This window comes from Pseudomonas sp. Root569, assembly GCF_001427465.1.
GTDB classification, from domain to species: domain Bacteria; phylum Pseudomonadota; class Gammaproteobacteria; order Pseudomonadales; family Pseudomonadaceae; genus Aquipseudomonas; species Aquipseudomonas synxantha.
This window is the reverse complement of sequence record NZ_LMGQ01000003.1, coordinates 90,459-110,957: the sequence shown is the minus strand read 5'-3', so window position 1 is coordinate 110,957 and position 20,499 is coordinate 90,459. Positions and strand designations below refer to the sequence as shown.

The window sequence follows — 20,499 nt, the reverse complement described above, 5'->3', positions numbered from 1 at the left end:
AAAATGGCGATTATCCGATGCATCGATAAACAAGGCAACACGTTCACGGTCAACCCCGAAGCGTTGGCTTCGGGGTTCATGGAGCGCGGCACTTATTATTTCGAGATTGTCCCCGAGTCGCGCTTGTTTGTTGATGATGAGCCGTTGGAGGCCTCGCGCCATGAGGCATTTGACGCGTGGCGATGGGAGCCGGGTTTTTATGCGGGCAAAGTCATCGCTGAGTTGGTTGATACCGGCGGCAAAGTCTTGGCGACCTACCACTTTGATGTGGCTCCAGATCAAAACAAGCTCGGCGAGACGTCGTTTGCCGCGATGCTCGACGAACTCCTTGCCTTCGATACACGGTTGCTGTTGGGCAATGAGTACGCCCAATTGGAGGTGGGTCGTGAGGGACGAACCAGCAACCCGCACCTGCAATATGCACGGCTGAAACGTTATGGTCCGGCGTTGATATCGGCGTTTACCGAGGTCTTGCGCAAGCCGCTTACACGGTTGCACCGAGAGCGCACATTACGGCCAGCGCACCAAATGCGTCGTATTGATCGCCAGACTTTGTGTCGTGCCTTGCAAGACCCTGCGGCGACGGCGTTGCTCTATAACCTCGAACAGGCCAATGCCAGTGATGAGGTGTTGCACTTTGATGTGCCCACTGTGTTCGAAGACCTGGATAATCCAGCCAATCAGGCGTTGGCTGTTGTCCTTGGCGAAACCCTGCGACGTAGCCGTCACGTCATTGCCGCGTTGCAGAAGATCATTGAGGGGGAGGGCAACACGGGTGCTCGCTCCGCGTTGACCCCTCGGCTTGGACGGCGGATTGAGTTCCTCGAAGGCTTGCACAGTGACCTTCGTAGGATTCAACGCAAGGAACCGTTCTGTTCCCTCCTTCAGCCTCGAATTTCTGCAGCCGGGCTCAACGCGATTTCCGCTCATCCCGCTTACGCTCGGGCTTATCGCCATGGATGGTACGTGCTGCGTCCTGGTATTGACGGCAGTAGCGAGGGAGAGCGCTTGTGGATCAGCCCGACGTGGGAGATATATGAGCGTTGGTGCTACCTCCAGGTGGTGGCCATGATGAAGTCGATTTATCCAGACCTGCAGTGGCGTGATCTTTGGCCCGGTTCACGCATGGACGTCGTACGTTGTGAAGGACGGAGTACCGACACACAGGTCAATGTCTTACTACAGGTACGTTGCCCAGCGTTCGACCAGCCAGCCAGCAACGGTTTTTCCAGCATTTCCGGGGAGCGCTACCCCGACATTGTTGTCACCGTGGAAAGCCCGGCGGGGAGCTCGTTCATTGTGATGGACGCCAAGTATCGGGTTGAGCGCAAGTGGGTGCTGGAGGGCATGGTGTCTGCGCACTTGTACCGCGACTGCTTGCGCTGGAAGGGATGCAAACCGGATTTATCGATCTTGCTGGTGCCTCGCGCCGGAGGTGCTCCGTTGTTGGAGACGATGACATACCAGAAAGCCAATGGTGTTGGCGTCGCGGTGCTGAGCGTTGAACACAATGGATTGCAGGCGGTGTTAAAACCCTTTGTAAGGGGCTGCACAGATTCAGAGTCAGCGGAGCTTCCTATGGCCGCAATCCTGAGCAACTGAACTGAAATTTACGTAACACTGAAAAAGGAAGCGCGATGACGAAAATCATTTCAATGGCTGAAGCGGAGTTTGAGCTTGCACTCATGCAAGCCGAAAGTGATTCCATGGCCAGCAGCGATCTTTATATCTGGTTGCGTGAATGCGGTCTGTCGCCCGAAATCGCTGTAAGACTCAAAGAGCTGGTGAACGTGACTCAGCGTATAGGTAACAAGGTTGTCTCCATCGGCAAGCTGATCGTGATGAAGTTGCGCGAATTCATCACGGCGCATAAGGGCTTGGCCATTGGCACCGTATTGGGTGCGGCTATTGCTTCGCTGGTTGCCGCGATTCCGTTGCTCGGTTCGATATTGGCGCCCTTGGGTGCACTGCTTGGCCTGACTATCGCGGTCTCCGGTCATCAAAGCGATAAGCAACCGACCGGGAACGGTTCAGGTGTGAATCTACTGGAGCTTCCACTGAACCTGATCGAAATCGCTCGGACGTACTTTGATCTGTTCATTGAGACTCTCCAGCTTGTCATGGCTGAACTGGCATCGGCGAAAGCATCATGAGTCGGCAGCCGAAGGTCAGCAAAAAGCAGCTACTCAAGGTCATCGATGAGCTTGAACGGTCACCCCACGACCGTGTACGCATCCTGGGCGAGGTGGGCATTAGCACGCTCGGTATCGGCCTCGGTGCCGCTGCAGCAGGCACTGTGGCAAGTATCGCGGGAGCGACCAGTATTCCGGTCCTCACCACGGCCGCCGGTTGGGTAGGTGTCACTGCCGTGGCTGCGACACCACTTGGCTGGGCACTAGGCGCTGCGGCAGCCGGTGGCGTTCTGGCCTACGGCGTCTCGCGCTGGATTCGCGGAGGTGCGATGTCAGAGGGCCGCAAGCAGGAGTTGTTGCTGGTCTATCAGGAGCGGTTGGCTGAGATGGAAGCCAAGGAGCGCATGGGGGCTGTCACGCTGTTGGATAAGTCCGGGTTTATTTCGTCACTTCGCGAGGTGATCGAGAAAGATGTCATCAGTGCAGATAAGGCGCTGCGGCTGATCGAGGCGGTCGAAGGCGGGAAGATGGCGTTGCCTGAGGCTTATCGATTGGTAAAAGCGCTCTTGCAGGAGTAGGGCGGCAGGGGGCAGTAGTCAGCAAAACACAGACGGATCATCCGATCACGACACGTCTTGTCGCGCTGCTCCCTCATGCTCGCCTCATCAGCCAATCATAAGGGACCGCAGCATGAAAAATCTGTTCGCAATTATTGGCGTCATCGTCGTTGTAAAAAAGGGCTTTGAGTTCTTTCGTGAATACAGCGAGATGAAACAGGAACTGGACAAGCGCGCCGGTGATTCGGCCTGACACAGTACGGTGTCCACTACTCCATTAAATGCAAGACTAACAGGTTATCTCTATGCCCTGGCCGCCCCATCCCTTCACATTCACTTGCCCTCAATGCCACTGGCATAAAACAACGGTGCCACCCAGCGATGCGCTGCGTGAGGGCAAAGATTGGTTCTCGGCTTGCCCTTCATGCCAGCACGTCGACCTGGATGTCCGGCCTGCGACGGGGCTGGAGATTTTTAAAGCCAAGCTGGTGCAACCATTCAACTGAAGCCCCATCTAGTTGCGAGGTTCGCGATGCGTAACGATGAAACTGACAGTCACCCGGATGACCGATCACTCGCGGAGGTTGAAGCTGAGGCAGTGGTCGAGTACAGCGAAGAATTCGCCGCCATGATCCTTGATCAGGATACGAATGGCCGGTTCCAGGAAATTGATGTCGACGACATGCTCGCACTGCTTGACCACATGATTCTCGAGGCTCGGGGCTTGGGCAGTGTGCATTAGATGCCTGCTCGGCCGTACAGGTGCGCCTTTATCGATGAGGGGGCGCCGTGAACGCGTTGGCAACAAGACGGTGTCACCGCAGGCAGAGCTTTAACTCTTGGTCAGAATTGGGTAATTGCACAGACTTGCCCACCCATTTGCATTCGGCCTGACCAGTCATTTGCATCGGATTTGACCAGCATACTTCGCGGACACGACCGGGAGAGAGCGCCCCATAGCTGCCAGTCATTTGTGTCTACAGAATCAAGGGCAATTCAGCCCCCCTCTTGTGTGGCGTGGCGTTGAGAGGAATAGTGGAGCATACGCAGTAACCGGCGGGACTTCGGAGTAAAGCAATGTCAGCAAGCGCGGGAGTTGTGAAATGGTTTGGTGGTTACAATAAAGCCAAAGACGCTGAGAACAAATTTGGTTTTTTGGAGGGCGTATCCGGTAGAGATGTGTTCCTTCATCAAAGTCAATGGCTTGGTCATGGCAAGCCTGTCGAGAGTCAGCTTGTTTATTTTGAGCTGGAAGAGCACAAAGGCAAATGGTCCGCCAATAACGCCAATGCCTTGACTGACGTGCCCCGCGATAAGCAACTTGAACTGCTTGAAAAAATCACTAGTGGACCCAAAACGTCCGTCGCAGAAGCAATAAGTGAATTCATAACATCAAGGATCAGTGCTGATTTAAGCTCCGCCACAGGCCCTAACGCTCAAGAACTCATAGATAGGGTTGGCCTGAAGAAACTGCTGACCATACTTCGTTGGAAACGCGAGTGGCGGCAGAATATCGAGTTCCTTGAAGCTAAAGGCCTCATAAAACCGTTATGGGACATCGAGTGGTCGTCACTACCGACACCGTACATCGGCCAGCACGCTGAGCAAATGGCAAACCATCTGCAGGCCCTTGAGCAAGCGGAGGCTGTGCGCCTTGTACAAAACACCGCCGGAAATTTCCCACCAGACCTTAGAATGTTTTGTCTGCTGGCTGGCTACATTGAAGATGTGGACGAAGATGGTAGCTTTTCAGAGAGCATGCGAGCCTCAATGGATTCGTATGTAAACAAAATATACTCCCAATCCGTGAAGCTACCGGAATACCTGACGCAGTATATTAAAAATAAAACGCTTCCCAGTGGCGGTATTATGAAGCATCCGCTTATCGGATCGATCTTCAGCTACTACCAATTCAAGAAGTATCTGCACGAAAAGGATCTGAAATTTATAAGTCTGTACGACACCAATGAGCACCTGCAATCGAAACTTGGCAGTTTCGTACTGAAAGAAATATTCAGCCTGATCTTGGCCGGCAACCCGCTGGATAACGTTTACAGCCTGTTTATGGGACGTTTGTGGGAGGCAATTTCATCCGGAAAAATTGACCCTTCGCAGCAGGTCAGCGAAATCCTTGAGTTGTTCCCTGCATGTGGCACGATCAACCAATCGCTTTCCTGTGAAGCAGTTTATTGGGAAAAACAAGAGATGTTTCTTTGCCGGGGGCGTGAGTGCACACGCCCTAAAGTGGTTGGCCTTACAGAGCCAAAAAACTATTGTGACTTCACCATTTATGACTGGTTCTCTCATTACGGCATCAACTATCTGACCGAAAAAAAGCCGACAACCCGTGATTTCCCCATCAAACTTGCTGGCTACCTCAATCGACTGAGAGAGATTTTTAAGGCTCTTCATTGTCGTCAGTGCTCATCCTTAATGCTTCCAGACTTGCAATACGCTCGAGTTGAATATACCGCAATAGAAAATGGCAGACTGGTAAAAAAGAATATGGCACCGGCGTATCGTCTGACGGTCTTCAGATGCTCAAATGCGGCTTGTCTAGAACATCAGGTTGGTCACTATATAAATCACTGCATGGGCTACGACTGCTACCACATTATTGACTCGCGAGACTGTAAAACAAAGTGCAGTAGCGGCCGCTACATTTGCAAAGGCTGTGGTAGCTGCTGCTCGGATCACGCCAAAAGCAATCCAGTCGGGCTTTGTCCCGACTGCGGATCACCACTCAAGTTATTTGAATCACAAGAGTATGATTCCTACAAAAGAAAGAATAAGCGCTATGCCAAGTGCGAAAATCAGCAATGTAATTTCAGCATTATTCCCGATAAATTATCCAAGCGCTTCTATCTCGACAGTTGCGGACCTGTAAATAGGAAGTGAGTGGTCCGGGCTCTTGTAGATACTCGATGACCGTTTTTTGCCGTTCTCTGCCGGTCATGGTTAGAAAGCGTACTAGTCAAATCCGATGCAGTCGATGGTCAAAACGAATGCAAATGACTGGTGAGGCCGAATGCAAACGGGTGGTCAAGTGGAGTTCAATTCCGCAAGAATTAACGAGTGGTCAAACTTGAGGGGTGATACCTGGCCGTCCATGCTTCAATCATCGCAGGAGTGGATACCGCCGCGCACCGCTTTGCCTTAGTCGTCACATACGGCGATTGCAGCGCTCTACAGCAATGCCTTTGGTGCTTCGCTAAGTGGGTCCAGGCAACTGGGCTGATGGATTACACAGAGCTCACCTTGTCTTCTTCGTGCCCATACGCTGCTGCCGCCCGCCGCAATGTGTCTCTCATCTGCTGGCGCAACTCTGCCGGTTCCTGCACCACCAACGAATCACCCAGCGACAAAATCCACCAGTGCAGTTGCCACGTATTGTTTAGGGTCGCCCGCACCTGAAAACCGTCCGACAGCGCTTCCAGCACCATGTCCGTGCTTAATGGTGTCTCTCTAATCAATCGCGCCTGGTGTTCGCTCAGCCAAGCCTTGAAACGAATCTTCTCCGGTTTGCCAAATTGCAAAGCGTCAGTGGCAAGGTATGTTTTCAGCTCAAACAACTCCAGCCCTTGGCATGGCGTATCGAGCCCCGTTACTGCTCGAAAGCGATGCACTGCGAACTGACGTACATCAGTGTATGGCGCGGCGGTAGCAATGAGATAGGTTACGAGGCCACGCTGGACAATGGCCAGGGGGTTGAGGGTCAGTTCACTGAGTTTGTTGTTGTGCGCCGAGTAGTATTGGCAGCGCACCTGCTGCTCGCTGATTAGGGCGTGCTGCAGTGCCTCCAGTGTCTCTGCCCGAATTTCCGGGGCTCGAAGGTTGAAATCCGGCCGAACGCTGGCGACCTTGTCAGGCCAGCGGGCTGCGGGGTTGCCATCTTTGAGGCCTTTGAGTCTTTGCCGAGCGTGCTCGAAGCGCGGTTCCAGAACGCTCAGCATACTGCCCGGAAGCAGCGGGCGGACGGCATCTTCGACTAGCGAAAGACTTACGGCTTCGGTCAGGGTGATGCCCTGCAATTCGACGCTCACGCCTGGCTTCCAGTACCAACCGAATGGCGTACCGCTATCGTTGCACTGCAGTGGAAATACTGTGGATAGGTCGCGCAAGTCGCGTTCGATGCTGCGGCGGCTGATAGAGTAACCAGCAGCAACTAAACGGGTCAGCAATTCACTGACTGTAATACCCGGGGCGCGTTTGGGGAGCTGTTGCAACAGCTCCCACTGACGACTAAGGGCGCTGTGAGTCTTTGCTGAAGGCAAAAGGGTCATCCTCGTAGAGTTAAAGCTGGCCTTTGGCTGGCGAGTAAGCTTCTTAGCTGTCTATCGGCGTGAATCCACCTACCTTTGGTGTGGTCAATGCGTGAACCCTCATAGACCGCTGCTGCCCGGTGGATTTCAGTCGAAACTTGGCCAGCGATGCTCCTGCCAGCTCGTTGGCACTAGCGAACGGCTGAAACGCCCTAAACGCGCTTTATGGGGCGATGCGTGTAATCCGGTGGTTGAACTGCTCGCCTTGAAACCCCTGCAGGCAAGTAGTCAACCAAGAAACAGTTTGAGCAGCACGGAAGAGGTACCAACACCTGTTAGCAGTAACAGCCCTAACAGGGTTTTAAACCTAGAGCGTTGTTCCTGTAGCGTCCGCTGGAAGTCTTCACGCTCGGCGCAGAGAATTTCCTTCACCCCCGCCAGTTCCTGCGAGACGCTGGCGATGGCCTGGCTGTACTCCGCCTGTTGAGTATTCAGCAGTACCGTCATGGCTTTGAATGAGGTGGCGTTGTGGTGCAGTTGCGCCTGCATCAACCGGGTCAGGCGCTCTTCACTGGACGCGAGCCCGGCATCGAGGCTGTTCAGTAACTGCTCCATACCTTCCAGGCGCAGTTGGGTACTCTGTGCCGCCTGGAGGACGTCGTTACCGATTTTCGAAACGGCTGACCGCACCTTATCGACTGCGTCCCCAAGGTCATCATTCGTCGCGGTGAAGCCGGTATCGATTTGTCGCCGCAGGCCACCTCCCTGGGCTTGAATATCACTTTTCAACTGGTCGAGGTTGTCGCTTGCAAGACGCCGGGCCTCCTCAACCAAAGGTTGATTTATCAAGTCGTCGAGCAAACGACCAAGCTCTTCGCGTGCCTGCTGGATCTCGGGGTCGAGGGTTGTACGGTCCATCACTTTTCATCTCCTTTAAGCATTTTGTCGAGCTCGCACGGCAGCAGCAGCCCATAAAAGGCATCACACAGTTGCTCGACGCTGTTCCTGGGTCGGGCAATCGCACTGCGCACGGTGCTCAGCTCCGTCCTGAATGCCTCAAAGATGTACTGTTTGAATTTAACGGCGTGCACCAGGCTTAGTGCCATTCGCTCATTGAAGAGGGCATGTTGCTGTTCGGCGTTCAGCAGCAGCCCTTCAGTTTCCTTAAGGTTGAGCTCACGGCGCAGCACTTCCAGTTTCATTGCCTTGAGAATTGTTTCACTGTTGCGCATTTGCTCAACAGCGTGGTTCCGTGTGGTTTTGAGTCGCGCCCCCAGCGCCTGATTGGCCGCCTCGGCATAGGTGTAACCCACCATGCCTGCCTGGTTTCGAAGCACTGAAACATCGGTCTGAAAGTTACTGCTCAGCAAGTAACTGTCGGTCCAGTATCCGTCCAGCCTGGCCTCGAACGCGCGCAACGCTATGGTAGAGGGCGGGCTCATATCACCCACAGCCAGTTTGGCGGAAGAGTCCTTCAACCCGTCCCAGAGGTCGCTCCAATGGCGGCGAATACGCAGCTGAAACGCATTCAGTGCTTGCCGGAGCACGGGCACGGTTTCACCGGGGGCGAGTTCGACGTCGAAGGTAAAGTAGCGCTTCAATCGCGGCACATAGGCATCCCGATTGAAATGCCTCAGACGCCGTTCATGACGACGGTACCGCCGTTCCGCGCTCAGGTGTTCGTCTGCTGCATCGCTTAACTGTGTCTGCGCTTCAATCACACGATCCTGTGCCCGGGAGATAGCGCACTCCAGATGGGGCCGCCGGTTGTTGAATTCATCGTTTTCGCGCTGGACCTTGGCTTCGATGAATTCTCCCACCCGAAACGCAGACCACAGTCGGGCATACGGACTGGCCGCGTCCGTGACGCTGGCCAACAAATCACGGCGTAATGCCTCAATTACATGACTTGCACGCTCGAAGTACGCTTGCGAATGGTTGCGCATACTCTCGAGAGAATCACCAAACTCGAGCGGGTAAATATGCTTGAGCACCTCCGCAGGTGGGCGTTCATCGTGGGTGCACATTTCATCGTAATGGTGCTGCTGGATATCGCGCACTGTAAGGGGGCTCGCGTCCTCGGCCTTGCAGAACCAGGTCTGGAAACTTGCCGGCGAAAACGTGTAGGTCAACACAACGCGAAACCGGCTGGGTTGCAACATCCAGTCGTTGAGTGCCTCAAAATCGAGGGCATTGGGTTGGAAAAAACCCAGGTTGTCCGCGCGCGCTACCAACAGGATCAAATCAGCCGATGCGACATATCGCTCGGCGATTCGCCTGACTTCGATTTGTTCATGCTCATTGATCGCATTGATCCCCGGGATGTCGATCAGCCGCAGGTCCAGGCTTAGCGCCCCCTCTGCTTCATGCTGGAAGAACAGACCCGGGATACGGACATTCAAGAGGGGCGAGGAGCAGGTGGTCCCATTCATCACCTGCTCGCGAATTTCACCGAAGCGTTCCGCTGCGTCGTCATTGCTCAAGCCCGTCGCGTCCTCCCCCAAATACCAAAGATCGTCAGGGGAGCGGCCATAGCGAATTGGTGTGGCGGTAGACGATTTTCCCAGCCGTTGCCCGCCTCGCAATACCTCGGAAACGTCGGGCAACGCATCCTTGCGAATGCCGAGCAGATCCAGAATCAGCGTGGTTTTGCCAACCTGAGTCGTACCGTAGACCACCACAGTAATGTGCTCCGAGCGGGTGAAATCCCCGACCAGCTCGGGGTCCACCTCGGCGACGAAGCGATCATAGGCTTGCTGGGCCCAATCGTTGCGCTGGCGAAACTTTCTCAGCCACACATCAGCCACGATCCAGCGCCTTGATGACGTTGGTGCGAGCCACGTCCATGCGGTGCAGGTTGCGGGTCAACGAATCGTGCTTGGTCAACTCACTCCCCAGCCCATAAGCCAGGCGCAGGTTCCTGGTCATCCGGTCATCGAGGTTTTCCATCAGATCATCGTAGAGTTCGAGGCTTTTCTGGATGTGCGATTCGGCAAAGTGCATCAAGCTTTCCCGAATGAAGCCTTTTTTCGCGGCGTCGTACGCCTGGACCTGATTGGCCGTTTTGTAAGCGATAAAGCCAAACGCGATGGCTCCCGCTGCCGCCATCGAAAGCGTGCCGCCGAGGCCAGCCGCCGCGCCCCCACCGGTCATCGTGTTCAAAACATCGAATTGCCCATCAATGGCAACATCTACCGCCATGATGGCGGCAATCGACTTGATCAGCGGTCCGAAGGTTTTTTGAGCCTGTGGCAGCTCGGTTTCGATTTCCGTTCGCAGCGCGTTGAAATCAAAATTCGCCAGCTCTTTGTTGAGTAGCTCTGGATTGCGCAGCGCAATGGCCTGATTGATCCGAACGTATTCCATCGTCATCGCAGGCAGCTGTCGCAATACCTCTTCGAGCTGCTCACCCTTGAACAGTTTCAGCTCGCTGCTGTCCTCGTCTTTCAGGTTTTGCCCCATCAACAGGCGCAAGTCTTGGCGAAGCGTGAGGAGTTTTTCGTCTGGGATTTGCTCCATGGTTGTCCCGTGGCCGATCAGGTTTTGCAGCGGCTGGGCTGACAGTGCCAGCGTCCCTTCTTCGGGCGGCTCAATATCAAGTTCCTTGCGGGACATGTCGGTGATGGCGCGATAGTCACTGATCAACGGTGACCGGGTGTCATCGTCCGCACCGTTCCAGCAGTCGACAATGCGCTCCTGAAAACGCTGTTCATGCTCACCCGACTGGAACGTCAGAAAATTACCGGCCTGACGCAGCTTGGCCTTCAGCCCTTCCTCTTCCTCGATGTACTTGGAAGTCGCAACCTTGATCGTGTGACTGGCGTAGTCGACCATGTTGTTTCGCAGTTCTTTCGCGTATCCGCGCCGATAGCGATCGGATGCTTTGCGGAACGCGGCACGAACTTTCTCGACCTGGCGCTCCTTCAAGTGCTCGTTGATACCTTCGCCTGCGGCTTCGTCGCGAAGCGCCGCAGAAACATTGTCCAGCTCATCATTGATGATGCGTTCCAGCTCTTCGATCCGAACGGTTTCCGAGCCCGCAGAAGACAAGGCGTACTTGCCTACCACGTCTATGATGTTGCGGGTCCATTTCCTTCGGTAATCGTCATCTCCCACGCCGGTGCAGACTATTCGATCAAGTTCGTGCCCCGGTACTTCGAACACATCGGCAACCGTCGCCGTCAGGTCCTCGATCTGCTGGCCTTCCAGCGCTTCTGTTTTGGTAACGGCGATAACCGGTTTGCGGTCGGGGAAGTATCTGGATTTCAGGTCAGCCAGAATTTTGATCTGGGCGTTATCGGCAATTCGAGTGCGGTCGGTTACCAGTACGCTACCCAGCGAGTGGATCAGCGTATGGCGCATCAACCCCTGCCATTCGGCATTCTCGCGGTTGAGCATCTCGTAACCGGGTAACAGGACCAGACCGAAACTCTGCGCCGAAAAATACCGTTTCGGCACATACAGCTTGGTGAACAGGTAATCGTCGTTGACGTCGTAGGCGCTGATAATGCGGCGGAAATCTTCCTTGTTGAGAGTCTCTTCCTCACGGCCATCAGCGCCGGGCTTGTAACGAACTCCGACGGCATAAGGTGCCGTGACGTCTTTCTCGAGGATAAAAACCGGCACTCGTTCACCACGGCCCTGATTATCAACCAGCCACTCGTCTTCACCGTTGAGGTTGTAAAGCTCCCTGACCAGGCGCGTCTTGCCCGCACTCTGGCTGCCGGCAACGCAGATGTAATACAGCGAGGAGAGTTCGCGGGTAATGCGCAATTTGCGCAAAACCGACTTCAGCGTGGCGCGGTGGGCCGAACGGCTATCGAGGCCGGCTACTACATCCAGGACGCCAGCAACGGCGTGTTCAAGATTTTTGATCAGATCTGGGGTCACTTAATCATCCTTTTTGGTTGACCGGCGATGCTTTTCAGGCGAGTCCGAAGGTTATCGGCGGGCCACTAATGAGCTTTAAGTTCTGCGCATGCATCGCGGTAATCACCCAGGTACGAAAACCTGTGCCCCTACATGGATCAGCACACCCACCAACCCACCCACCAGCGTTCCGTTGATCCGGATAAACTGCAAGTCCCTGCCCATGTGCGCCTCCAGTTGCTCCACCAACTCCTCCTCATTCCACTGTTCGATTCGTTCGCGGATGTAGTCACCGATCTGCGCTCGATAACGTTCGACCATAGGCCCGGCGAGGGCGAGGACTTGTTCGTTGATCCAGCTTTGCATGGCAGCGTCTTCGCTCAGGGCTTCGCCCAGCTTGAGCACGCCGGCGTTCAGCTGTTGCCGCAGGGTGGACTGGTCGCTGTGGATGTCGGCTTCGAACCAGTCGACCACGCTGTCGACCAGGCCGGTGAGGTAGCTGTGCAGTGCCGGATGCAGGATGAGCTGTGCGCGTAGTTGGCTGGCGCGCAGGCGAAAAGCCGGGTCATCCTTGAGCTTGGCGACAAGCGCGAGCAGTTGCTCGTCGAAGTGTTTGCGCAGTTCGTGCTCGGGGTCTTCATTGACTTCACTGATCACGGTGGAAATACGCTTGACCAGTTTGTCGGAAGTCCAGGTGCCGGCCACGCCGCTGAAGGATATTTCCTTGCCAAAAATGTTGAAGCGCAGGATGTCTAGTTCTGCGGCGATCAGGTCGGCGATGCGCTTTTGCGTGGCTTCGCTTTGCATCATGAGATCGATCTGATCAAGCACGCCTTCAAGCACCTCTTGCGCTCTGCCGTCGTCGGTCAGTACTTCAAGTAGCTGGCCGCTGATACACGCCAGGTCGACTTGTTCCAGGCGTGCGAGGGCAGTGCTACGCACAAACTGGCTGACGCGCTCGTCGCGCAGAGCACCGACGCTGTGACCCGCCAGGCGCAGGGAGAGGTTGGAAAAGGCGGTGGCGTGGGCGGGATTCGAGAGCCACTCGGCAAGACGCTTGGCGGTGTCGAATTCGCCGACTTTGGCGAGTACCTGCTCGCGAGAGAGGAAGTGCGTGCAGATGAATTCGCCCAGGTTGGCACCGATGCGCGCCTTGTTGCGCGGAATGATTGCGGTGTGCGGGATAGGCAACCCGACTGGACGTCGGAACAGGGCTGTGACCGCGAACCAGTCGGCAATGGCGCCAACCATCGCTGCTTCCGAAAACGCCTTGAGGTAGCCGGCGAATACCGGTTGCGCATGGGCAAGTTCAAGCGCCGTCACGTAGAGAGCAGCCGCCATCAACAACAATCCGGAGGCAACTGCTTTCATCCGGGCTAGCGGCGTGTGGAGTTTGAACATTAACGAGTCCTTGGTGGGGTTGGCGTAACTGCAAAAAATCTCCAGGGCTAGCCGCCTATGGATCCAAATCCTGAATGAGTGGTAGCTTAAAGCCATCCGCGGCAAGATGTGTCGCATTCGGTGTGCGAAATCCACAAAATTCGCCTTATCACTGCTTTCTCTCACCAGCCTCAAGGAACATCCTGGAATGGATTACCAGACGCTCAAAACCCGCCATCGTATCGAACGCGATGCTCATCACCCGAATTTAGCTTTACGTGTGCACCGGGCTCTGAGCTGGTTGAACCGTGCCGAGCAGGCTGAGGATGTGGACGGGCGTTTTATTTTTTTATGGATTGCCTTTAATGCGGCCTATGCCACGGATATTGATGAGCAGTATCGGTTGTCCGAGCAGGAGTCATTCAAGGGCTTTTTGCAAAAACTCTGCACGCTGGATACCGGGAACCTGATCGAAAAGCTTGTTTGGTCGGAGTTCGCCGGGAGTATCCGTGCGCTGTTGGATAACCCATATGTGTTCCAGAGCTTCTGGGACTTCCAGAACGGCAAGATCACTGAGGTGGAGTGGGAGGAGCGTCTGCGGAGCGGCAAGCGCAGTGCACAGTCGGCGCTGGCCAACCGTGATACGGCGAAGGTGTTGGGGGTGATGTTTAACCGCATTTACACCCTACGCAATCAGTTGATTCATGGTGGTGCGACTTGGGAGGGCAGCGTTAACCGGGCGCAATTGCGCGATTGTGCGAACTTGCTCGGCAAACTGGTGCCGCTGGTGATCCTGTTGATGCTCGATAACCCACACACGCTCTGGGGCGATGCCTGTTACCCGGTGGTCAAGACCTAGTACTTCTTTTTTTGAACATTTTTCTCACTGGAACATGTTCCGCGCCTAGATATCTACCCATGTCTTGCGCCGTATCACGGTTTAAATTGGGCCCCGCTTGCGTGAGCGGCCACTGGGTTGTCTCCCGCCATTCGTACCGTCAGCATGAGCGGCCTGTGCTTCCAGATGCCCAAATAAGTCAGCCCGTTGCTCCATCATCTTGGCGGGATCTGCCAGATACTAAGCGTGGTTATAAAAGCGCCTGACGGCATAGAGCTCTGCGTGGGGTAACCGTCGCACTTTCTACGTTAACTGTATACAATTCAATAGGTTATGATTGTTATTGGGCTTTATTACCGCTCTGGCAGCGCGCTTGCGGCATTTTTCCGTCATTGAGTTGCGCTGCCTTTGTTCGAGGTTCTAACGCATCGATACTACTTTCATGCCTCTTGTTCCCTGAACGGCTGCGACTGACAAGCTGCCAGTGGCGGCTTGCTGGATGTGTTCACTCCACCAGATCATCATGGGGCGTCTGCGTTCAATGTAGTCCGCCCGGTTGTAGGCGCTGCGAACCTCGTCCTTATCCACATGAGCAAGCGCGACCTCGATCAGCTCGGGGTCCCATCCCTGCTCGTTCAGGATGGTGCTGGCGATGGAGCGCATGCCGTGACTCACCAATCGCCCTTCAAAGCCCATACGTTTTAGGGCCATGTTTGTTGCTGCTGACCGAAAACTGACCCAGTGGGGATGCGGACAAAAACTTGGACTGGTTATGCCGCTAAGCCCAGGCTTTCACGATACTCAATGGGACTGAGCGCGCCGAGGGAAATCTTTATACGTTTTTCGTTGTACCAGCGAATGTATGAATCCAAGGCCTGAATGAACTGCTCGATGCTCGTTGACTGCCAGTTGCGAGGATAGAACAGTTCCGTTTTCAGTCGGCCGAAGAAACCTTCACAAGCCGCGTTGTCTGGTGAGCAGCCTTTGCGCGACATCGAACGAATCAGCTTCGCATCAGCGATGCGCGATAACCAGCCGGGCCAGCGGTAGTGAGCGCCACGATCGGAGTGAACAACAGGCCGTTTATCGTTACTGGCCACCGTTTCGATAGCTGCATCCAGCATCGTGTTCACAAGCTCGGCGTCGGGACGCGTGCCGATCGACCAACTGATTACCTTCCCATCGAAGCAGTCGATCATGGGGGACAGGTACACCTTGCCTGCCGGGATCTGGAACTCCGAGATGTCGGTCAGCCATTTCTCATTCGGAGCTAGGGCCGTGAAGTCGCGGTTGAGGAGGTTTTCCGGCGCCGGACTGATCTCCCCGAGGTAGGAACCGTATCGACGCCGTTTCGGCTTGGCGACGACTAGGCACTCCTGCTTCATCAAGCGCTGCACCACCTTCTCTGAAAGGCGCACACGCTGCCTGCTCAACGAAGCTCGCATCCGACGGTAGCCATAGCAACGATGATTGCGCTCGAATATGTCCGCCATGGCACGACGCACTTCGGTGTACTTTTCCGCGACCTGCATTCGGGCTCGATGATAGAAATAGGAGCTTCGGGCCAAGCCCAACGCGTCAAGCAGCTCTAGCAAGGAGTACCTATGCCTAAGGGCATCAGCCAGCAATGTCTTCTCCCGATTGGTCAGGACTTGCCGGTTGATGCCCGTCTCTTTTTTTATGAGTTCATTCGCCCTCATCAACAGGTCATGTTCAAGCTGCAAACGGCGAACATCGAGCTGGAGAGATTCGAGTTGCCGCTGCAACTCCTCTCGTTCCGGTGACGATGAGGGTTCAAGTCGACACTTCATGGATGGGGATACCTCTGGGCCGAGTAGCTGGTTTTTCCAGTTGTACAAGGTCGGCCTGCACACGCCCAGCTTTTGAGCCAGGGCTTTCGCACTTTCTTTTCGCGTGCACAGCGCGATGACCGCTGCCTGCTTCACCGCTGGCGGCCGGGCTAACCCGTCTGATCGACTGACAACACGCGTATGCAACTCGGGGTGCATTTCGTAAATCCAGGCACGCAAAGAATCCCGCGCGGGGTAGCCCAACGCCTTGATGGTAGCGGCGATGTTGCGACCGTATTCGAGATAGTGCTCGACAGCCTTTTCCCTTTGGGCCGGTGAGTACTTCGACTTCGAGTTCTCGTAGCAACGCGGCAGGTCGAGGCATCGCTCATACTCTGCGTGCCAGCTCTTCAAAGAGTTCTTCGTCGGGTAGCCCAACTGACGAATAGTTGCCCCGGTTCGCTTGCCCAGTTTGATGTAGAGCTTGACCGCTCGGATACGGTCTTCGTATGAATAAATGAACTACCTCCAGGTAGTCCAAGATTTCCGCCGCATCCCCGGTGGGTCAATTTTCCATCAGCGCCAACAGTCTGACATCTGCTGCACCCTTGATGATGTGCGCCACTTTCTGCAGGTCGCCGTTTTTCCAGGCGAGGGCGTAGAGCAGTTTTTCCAAGGGGGTTTCAAGTCGGACGCTGAGGTCAGCATGCAGGCGCAGATCCTCGTCAAGCTTGTCAGCCATCAGAGAAGCGATGTCCTTGACCGTCAACTCAAGCTGCAGTTCAGGATACTTGCTGCGGTCCATTTGCCATTTTTTCAGCGTTGGATTGGTGGTCAGCATGTCCTTTAGTGCCGACACGTCGTGGGCCTTCAGGATCTCGATGAACGTGGTTTCCACTAGATTCAGGGCTTCCGATTTGTTCAATATCGCGTTCTCTATTGGGGACTGGTACACAGCCTAATTGCATAGCGCGACATATTTTGTCGCCCGACGCTATGGTTCGCCCTTAGTCGATGTCCAGGTATAGATGTCCCCGGCAAGGCATCATGATTGGCGCGGATAGGCGCTCTAACGTTACTCACCGGCGGCCGCAAGAAAGCGTGGCGCCAGAGGCTAACCTGCGTCGGAGAGTTTCCAAAACATTGCATAATCCGGTAGCTCAGAAGCGACACTCTCGATTTAGCTGTCGAAACCATACGCCCGAGCCATTTCCCTGACACATCCCCCAATCCGCTCCCGCAAGCGAATCGGCTCTAATACTTCGATTGCTGCCCCATGGCCCAGAATCCACCACACCAGACCCTGGGTGTACTCGTAATCGCATTCCAGTATCCAGTCCCCGTTCTCAAGCGGAGTAAACACCTGATGTTCCGCCAACGGCGTCTCCGACTCATCCAGGCGCTCTCGTAAGGCCTCATTTACTCTCATCTTCAATCGGATAGTGTCGCTTTCCAAGCGAATCTTCTGCACATGTTCAGCCGCCACGAAGTGCTCAGGTACCGAGACTTGACGAGACTCGAGCACCTGAACAGCATCGAAACGTTGAAGTGGGAGTTTGCGAATAATGGAGTCGCCATCGTATTGGCAGATCAAGTAGATACTCGAATCCTGGTAAGCCAAGGCGAACGGATGAACGGTCTTGGCTTTGGATTCTTTGCTGCGACGAGATCGGTACTGAACAACAATCTGGGTGCCTTCCAGAACGGCACTCTGGACTGTGTGCAATACTGTGCTTGAGACTTTGGCCTGGCACAGTTGGACCTGCTGAGTGCCATTCACGACCTTGCCGACCCAGCCGTGTTCCAGCGAGTAGTTCTTGCTCAATATGTTCTTGGAGCGCTGGTAGATTGGCGTAAGGTCAGCAAGCGCCGCGGGGTGTAGGAGGTGCTGAGCGTGCTCGTAAAGCGTAACGATACCCAGTGCTACGCGGCTGGATTTCAGCTGCGAGGGTGAAAGCTCACGGGTATCGGCGGGTGTAGGGGCTTCAGCAAATACTAGGTCAATGGGGCTATCGTCATGCAGAAACCACTGCGGCGTTTCCTGCTTGCCGCGTGATCTCACCTTGAGCACCCCTGCCGCGGCCATGACTTCTAGGTCACGTTGGATCGTACGGATGTCCACGCCACTGGTATCGCTGGCATACAACGCTGTAGAGGTAATGCCCTTTCCCTGGGAAGTTGCCACATTGCGTAGCAGTTCAAATCGCCGCTTCAAGGTCTTGATCGATTTTGGCAAGTCTTGTTTGGTCACATTTCATTCCTATGTTGGCCAATATGTTGCGTGATAGCCAAAACGCCACTACTGGCGCCCCTGTTTAGATAGACTATCCACAGAGGTGCGACAGATTATGTCGCACCTCTGTGGAAACTAGCGCAAATCAAGACGGGCTTACCAAGGAAGCGGGACATGCATCGCGATCAGTACCTCGGCAACATCTCGCCCACTACGACCAGTCACACCGTTCGCGACTTTGTCGTCTGGCTGGCTGAAAACCTGGGCAACCCATCTCTTTTCACCCATGAGTACACCGACCGTCGCAGCGGAACTGCGTGGCAGTGTCAGGGGCTAAAGGACGCTTGTGCGAAGTATCAATGGAGCCACAAAGGTGTCCGCGGTGTGTTGCCAGGTACAAACCTTGAAAGCAACAATGCGGCACTCAGTGCATTGGGTAACGCGCTGCACGACAGCCTCAGTCCGGCAAACGATCCAGCGGCATTTACTGCAGCGGCGGATGTTATGAAATGGGGCGGAGTTCAAGCCGGAAATGTTCGCTGGCTGAGCATTAATACTGATCAGCTTGCCTCGCTGCTGAAGTCGACAGCTACTGCGTTTACCAACGGAAATCTGTCGGACCCACTCCTCTTAAACAAAGACCTGCGTTTCAACGCCGGCATGACCAAGGTCTACTCGCTGCTGGTCGAGGACTTCATTATCTACGACAGTCGCGTCGGGGCGGCCTTGGGCTGGATCGTGGCCAAGTACTGCGAGGAGAAAAAACTGCCGGGTGTTCCAGCTGAAATTGCCTTCCCCTGGGCTCCGTCGAAAGAGGCGCCCAACGCAAAATCACCCAAAAATCGCAATCCTGGCCGGGGTGCTTTTTGCTTTCCGCGGCTGGTCGCCGGCCCGCAGCATGCCCACTGGAACCTCAAGGCCAGCTGGATTCTGGCCGAGGTGCTGGCGCTGGCGGGCGCCGACGGTTTCGCTGGCCCCAAAACGGTCGCGCCTCTGCGCCGGCTGGAAGCTGCATTGTTCATGATCGGATATGACCTACCCAAATACGGGAGCGGTATGACCGAAACGATGACAGCCCCTTCGAATGCCCCAAATTCACTTGAAGGCGGGATCGAATGCTACACAGCTGTGCATCGCAATCAGTTTTATTACCACATTGATGAAAGCGGCATTCGGCTTGAAGATGGCCGCTACTACCCGATTGCGGTCATCAACAAGATGTTGACTGCATTGTGGGAGGTATTTGGTACAGCACCGTTTCCACTGGCCAACAGCGCAACCAAGGTTCGTGCTGACGAAGGTCCTTTCGGCCTCGGTAAAGCCTATTACGAAGCCTGCGAGCGCAAAGGCAACCCGCCTGACAGCAGCGCACTGGCGGCCACGCTACAAGATATCGGCGTACTCACGTTTACTCCTGGCAAGAAAGCCAACTGGTCGATCAATGCCAGCGAGTTCTCGTTGGTGAGAGTGGGTAGTCCAATCGACATTACCCCGTTGATCAAACGGGAATTAGAACTGCGCGAGATCCTGTAAAAGCTCAGCAATCAACCTGGAGCGGACTTAGTCCACTCCAGATTTTTACCCATGCATCAATTCAAAAAGGAGATTGCCATGTCAGCCAGGAAATGATCCGGAGATATAAATATGGCACGCACCTATCGCCGGCAAGGCTGCCGGTATGACTATGTCTTTGCACTTTGGGACATCGACCTAGACCTGTTTTCGTCGCAAACCCCCGCAGTGCGCAAGCGCTTGGCACGCTTTCACAGCGACGGCTTTCCAAGCCAGCGCGAGCCACCACCGAAACGTTTCCGCAACGTCATTGATCGTTCGTTGCGCTCGAAAAACTTGATGGCTCTTGCGCGCTGGGCCAAGTACCGGGACTTCGATCTGCTCTTTTACGATTTCCGCCGCTGCCGTGCGTGGTTACCGATGTGAACTCTTCCGGGAGGCTTGAGAAATATAAGTAGTCGTGGAATATCCCACTGGACGTGGTAAAAAATTTCATTGGGATGGCGACTAAGAACAACCCCCACCGCGCAGCGGTACCGTTTACAGTATCTTCTGTCATTGAGTTTAGGTGCTTTTGTCGAGGCTCTAGGGTATTGAGATTACGATCATGTCTCTGGTTTCCTGAATGGCTGAAACTGACGGGCTGCCAGTGGCGGCCTGCTGAATATGTTCGCTCCACCAAGTCATCACAGGCCTGTTTCTCTCGATGTAATCCGCACGATTGTAGGCGCAGCGCACCTCGTCTTTGTCAACATGCGCAAGTGCAACTTCGATAAGTTCCGGTTCTCAGCCCTGCTCATTCAAGATGGTGCTGGCCATGGAGCGCATGCCGTAACCAGCCCATAATCGTATCGCTGTACCAGTGTGAGTCGAACCTATTTGAGAGGCTGTAGAACGGTGCAGATAGCAGGCTGGTCAAGCTAATC

At 54.8% G+C, this 20,499-nt stretch carries 16 protein-coding genes and 2 pseudogenes; 7 read left to right on the top strand and 11 right to left on the bottom strand.

What is annotated here, in order from left to right:
- Positions 1 to 3 precede the first annotated feature (3 nt).
- From ASD70_RS04225 to ASD70_RS04215, 3 genes are read left to right on the top strand one after another with little or no spacing between them, the layout of a single operon-like run.
- Positions 4 to 1,602, top strand: a complete 1,599-nt coding sequence (locus ASD70_RS04225; RefSeq protein ID WP_056845734.1) for a nuclease domain-containing protein — start codon at positions 4 to 6, stop codon at positions 1,600 to 1,602.
- 35 nt (positions 1,603 to 1,637) lie between these two features.
- On the top strand, positions 1,638 to 2,153 hold the full coding sequence (locus ASD70_RS04220) for a hypothetical protein (protein WP_056845733.1): 516 nt from the start codon (positions 1,638 to 1,640) through the stop codon (positions 2,151 to 2,153).
- A complete protein-coding gene (locus ASD70_RS04215) occupies positions 2,150 to 2,710 on the top strand; it encodes a hypothetical protein (protein WP_017528822.1) in 561 nt (186 codons plus the stop codon). Before ASD70_RS04220 ends, ASD70_RS04215 begins: the two co-directional genes overlap by 4 nt.
- 550 nt (positions 2,711 to 3,260) lie before the next feature.
- Here the strand turns inward: ASD70_RS04215 and ASD70_RS28850 are convergent.
- Complete coding sequence (locus ASD70_RS28850) at positions 3,261 to 3,428, bottom strand: hypothetical protein (RefSeq protein WP_017528820.1); 168 nt, start codon at positions 3,426 to 3,428, stop codon at positions 3,261 to 3,263.
- A 338-nt stretch (positions 3,429 to 3,766) separates the two neighbouring features.
- Here ASD70_RS28850 and ASD70_RS04210 point away from each other — a divergent pair, with 338 nt between their 5' ends.
- A complete protein-coding gene (locus tag ASD70_RS04210; RefSeq protein ID WP_056845732.1) occupies positions 3,767 to 5,587 on the top strand; it encodes a cold shock domain-containing protein in 1,821 nt (606 codons plus the stop codon).
- Positions 5,588 to 5,931: 344 nt separating this feature from the next.
- Here the strand turns inward: ASD70_RS04210 and ASD70_RS04205 are convergent, their stop codons facing one another.
- The 5 genes from ASD70_RS04205 to ASD70_RS04185 all read right to left on the bottom strand — a co-directional run bounded on the left by ASD70_RS04205 (position 5,932) and on the right by ASD70_RS04185 (position 13,221).
- The gene (locus tag ASD70_RS04205) at positions 5,932 to 6,963 is read right to left on the bottom strand and encodes a helix-turn-helix transcriptional regulator (protein ID WP_032883475.1); all 1,032 of its coding nucleotides are present in this window, start codon (positions 6,961 to 6,963) and stop codon (positions 5,932 to 5,934) included.
- A gap of 276 nt (positions 6,964 to 7,239) precedes the next feature.
- On the bottom strand, positions 7,240 to 7,869 hold the full coding sequence (locus ASD70_RS04200; RefSeq protein ID WP_056845731.1) for a hypothetical protein: 630 nt from the start codon (positions 7,867 to 7,869) through the stop codon (positions 7,240 to 7,242).
- Positions 7,869 to 9,758, bottom strand: coding sequence for a dynamin family protein (locus ASD70_RS04195; protein ID WP_056845730.1), 1,890 nt, complete (start codon positions 9,756 to 9,758; stop codon positions 7,869 to 7,871). Before ASD70_RS04195 ends, ASD70_RS04200 begins: the two co-directional genes overlap by 1 nt.
- Entirely contained in the window at positions 9,751 to 11,841 is a 2,091-nt protein-coding gene (locus ASD70_RS04190; RefSeq protein WP_056845729.1) for a hypothetical protein, read from the bottom strand. Before ASD70_RS04190 ends, ASD70_RS04195 begins: the two co-directional genes overlap by 8 nt.
- Before the next feature lie 102 nt (positions 11,842 to 11,943).
- Positions 11,944 to 13,221, bottom strand: coding sequence for a DUF445 domain-containing protein (locus ASD70_RS04185; RefSeq protein ID WP_056845728.1), 1,278 nt, complete (start codon positions 13,219 to 13,221; stop codon positions 11,944 to 11,946).
- 187 nt (positions 13,222 to 13,408) lie between these two features.
- On the opposite strand from ASD70_RS04185, the gene ASD70_RS04180 reads away from it, so the two are divergent.
- Positions 13,409 to 14,059, top strand: a complete 651-nt coding sequence (locus tag ASD70_RS04180) for a HEPN domain-containing protein (RefSeq protein WP_017528813.1) — start codon at positions 13,409 to 13,411, stop codon at positions 14,057 to 14,059.
- A gap of 399 nt (positions 14,060 to 14,458) precedes the next feature.
- Here ASD70_RS04180 and ASD70_RS04175 read toward each other — a convergent pair.
- From ASD70_RS04175 to ASD70_RS04160, 4 genes and pseudogenes are all read right to left on the bottom strand, one after another.
- Positions 14,459 to 14,764 (bottom strand): annotated as a pseudogene (locus ASD70_RS04175) (tyrosine-type recombinase/integrase); the annotation flags it as partial.
- Positions 14,765 to 14,808: 44 nt separating this feature from the next.
- A complete protein-coding gene (locus tag ASD70_RS04170) occupies positions 14,809 to 16,347 on the bottom strand; it encodes an IS3 family transposase (protein WP_039615185.1) in 1,539 nt (512 codons plus the stop codon).
- 46 nt (positions 16,348 to 16,393) lie between these two features.
- A complete protein-coding gene (locus ASD70_RS04165; protein WP_177342310.1) occupies positions 16,394 to 16,753 on the bottom strand; it encodes a hypothetical protein in 360 nt (119 codons plus the stop codon).
- Between the two features lie 255 nt (positions 16,754 to 17,008).
- Positions 17,009 to 18,079, bottom strand: a complete 1,071-nt coding sequence (locus ASD70_RS04160) for a helix-turn-helix transcriptional regulator (protein ID WP_056845726.1) — start codon at positions 18,077 to 18,079, stop codon at positions 17,009 to 17,011.
- Between the two features lie 156 nt (positions 18,080 to 18,235).
- Between ASD70_RS04160 and ASD70_RS29105 the strand changes: the two genes are divergently transcribed.
- Together ASD70_RS29105 and ASD70_RS04150 are read left to right on the top strand one after the other, a co-directional pair.
- Entirely contained in the window at positions 18,236 to 19,594 is a 1,359-nt protein-coding gene (locus ASD70_RS29105; protein WP_056845725.1) for a hypothetical protein, read from the top strand.
- Between the two features lie 111 nt (positions 19,595 to 19,705).
- A complete protein-coding gene (locus ASD70_RS04150) occupies positions 19,706 to 19,999 on the top strand; it encodes a hypothetical protein (protein ID WP_056845724.1) in 294 nt (97 codons plus the stop codon).
- Between the two features lie 159 nt (positions 20,000 to 20,158).
- Here ASD70_RS04150 and ASD70_RS29235 read toward each other — a convergent pair.
- A pseudogene (locus tag ASD70_RS29235) lies at positions 20,159 to 20,407 on the bottom strand (integrase); the annotation flags it as partial.
- Positions 20,408 to 20,499: the final 92 nt, after the last annotated feature.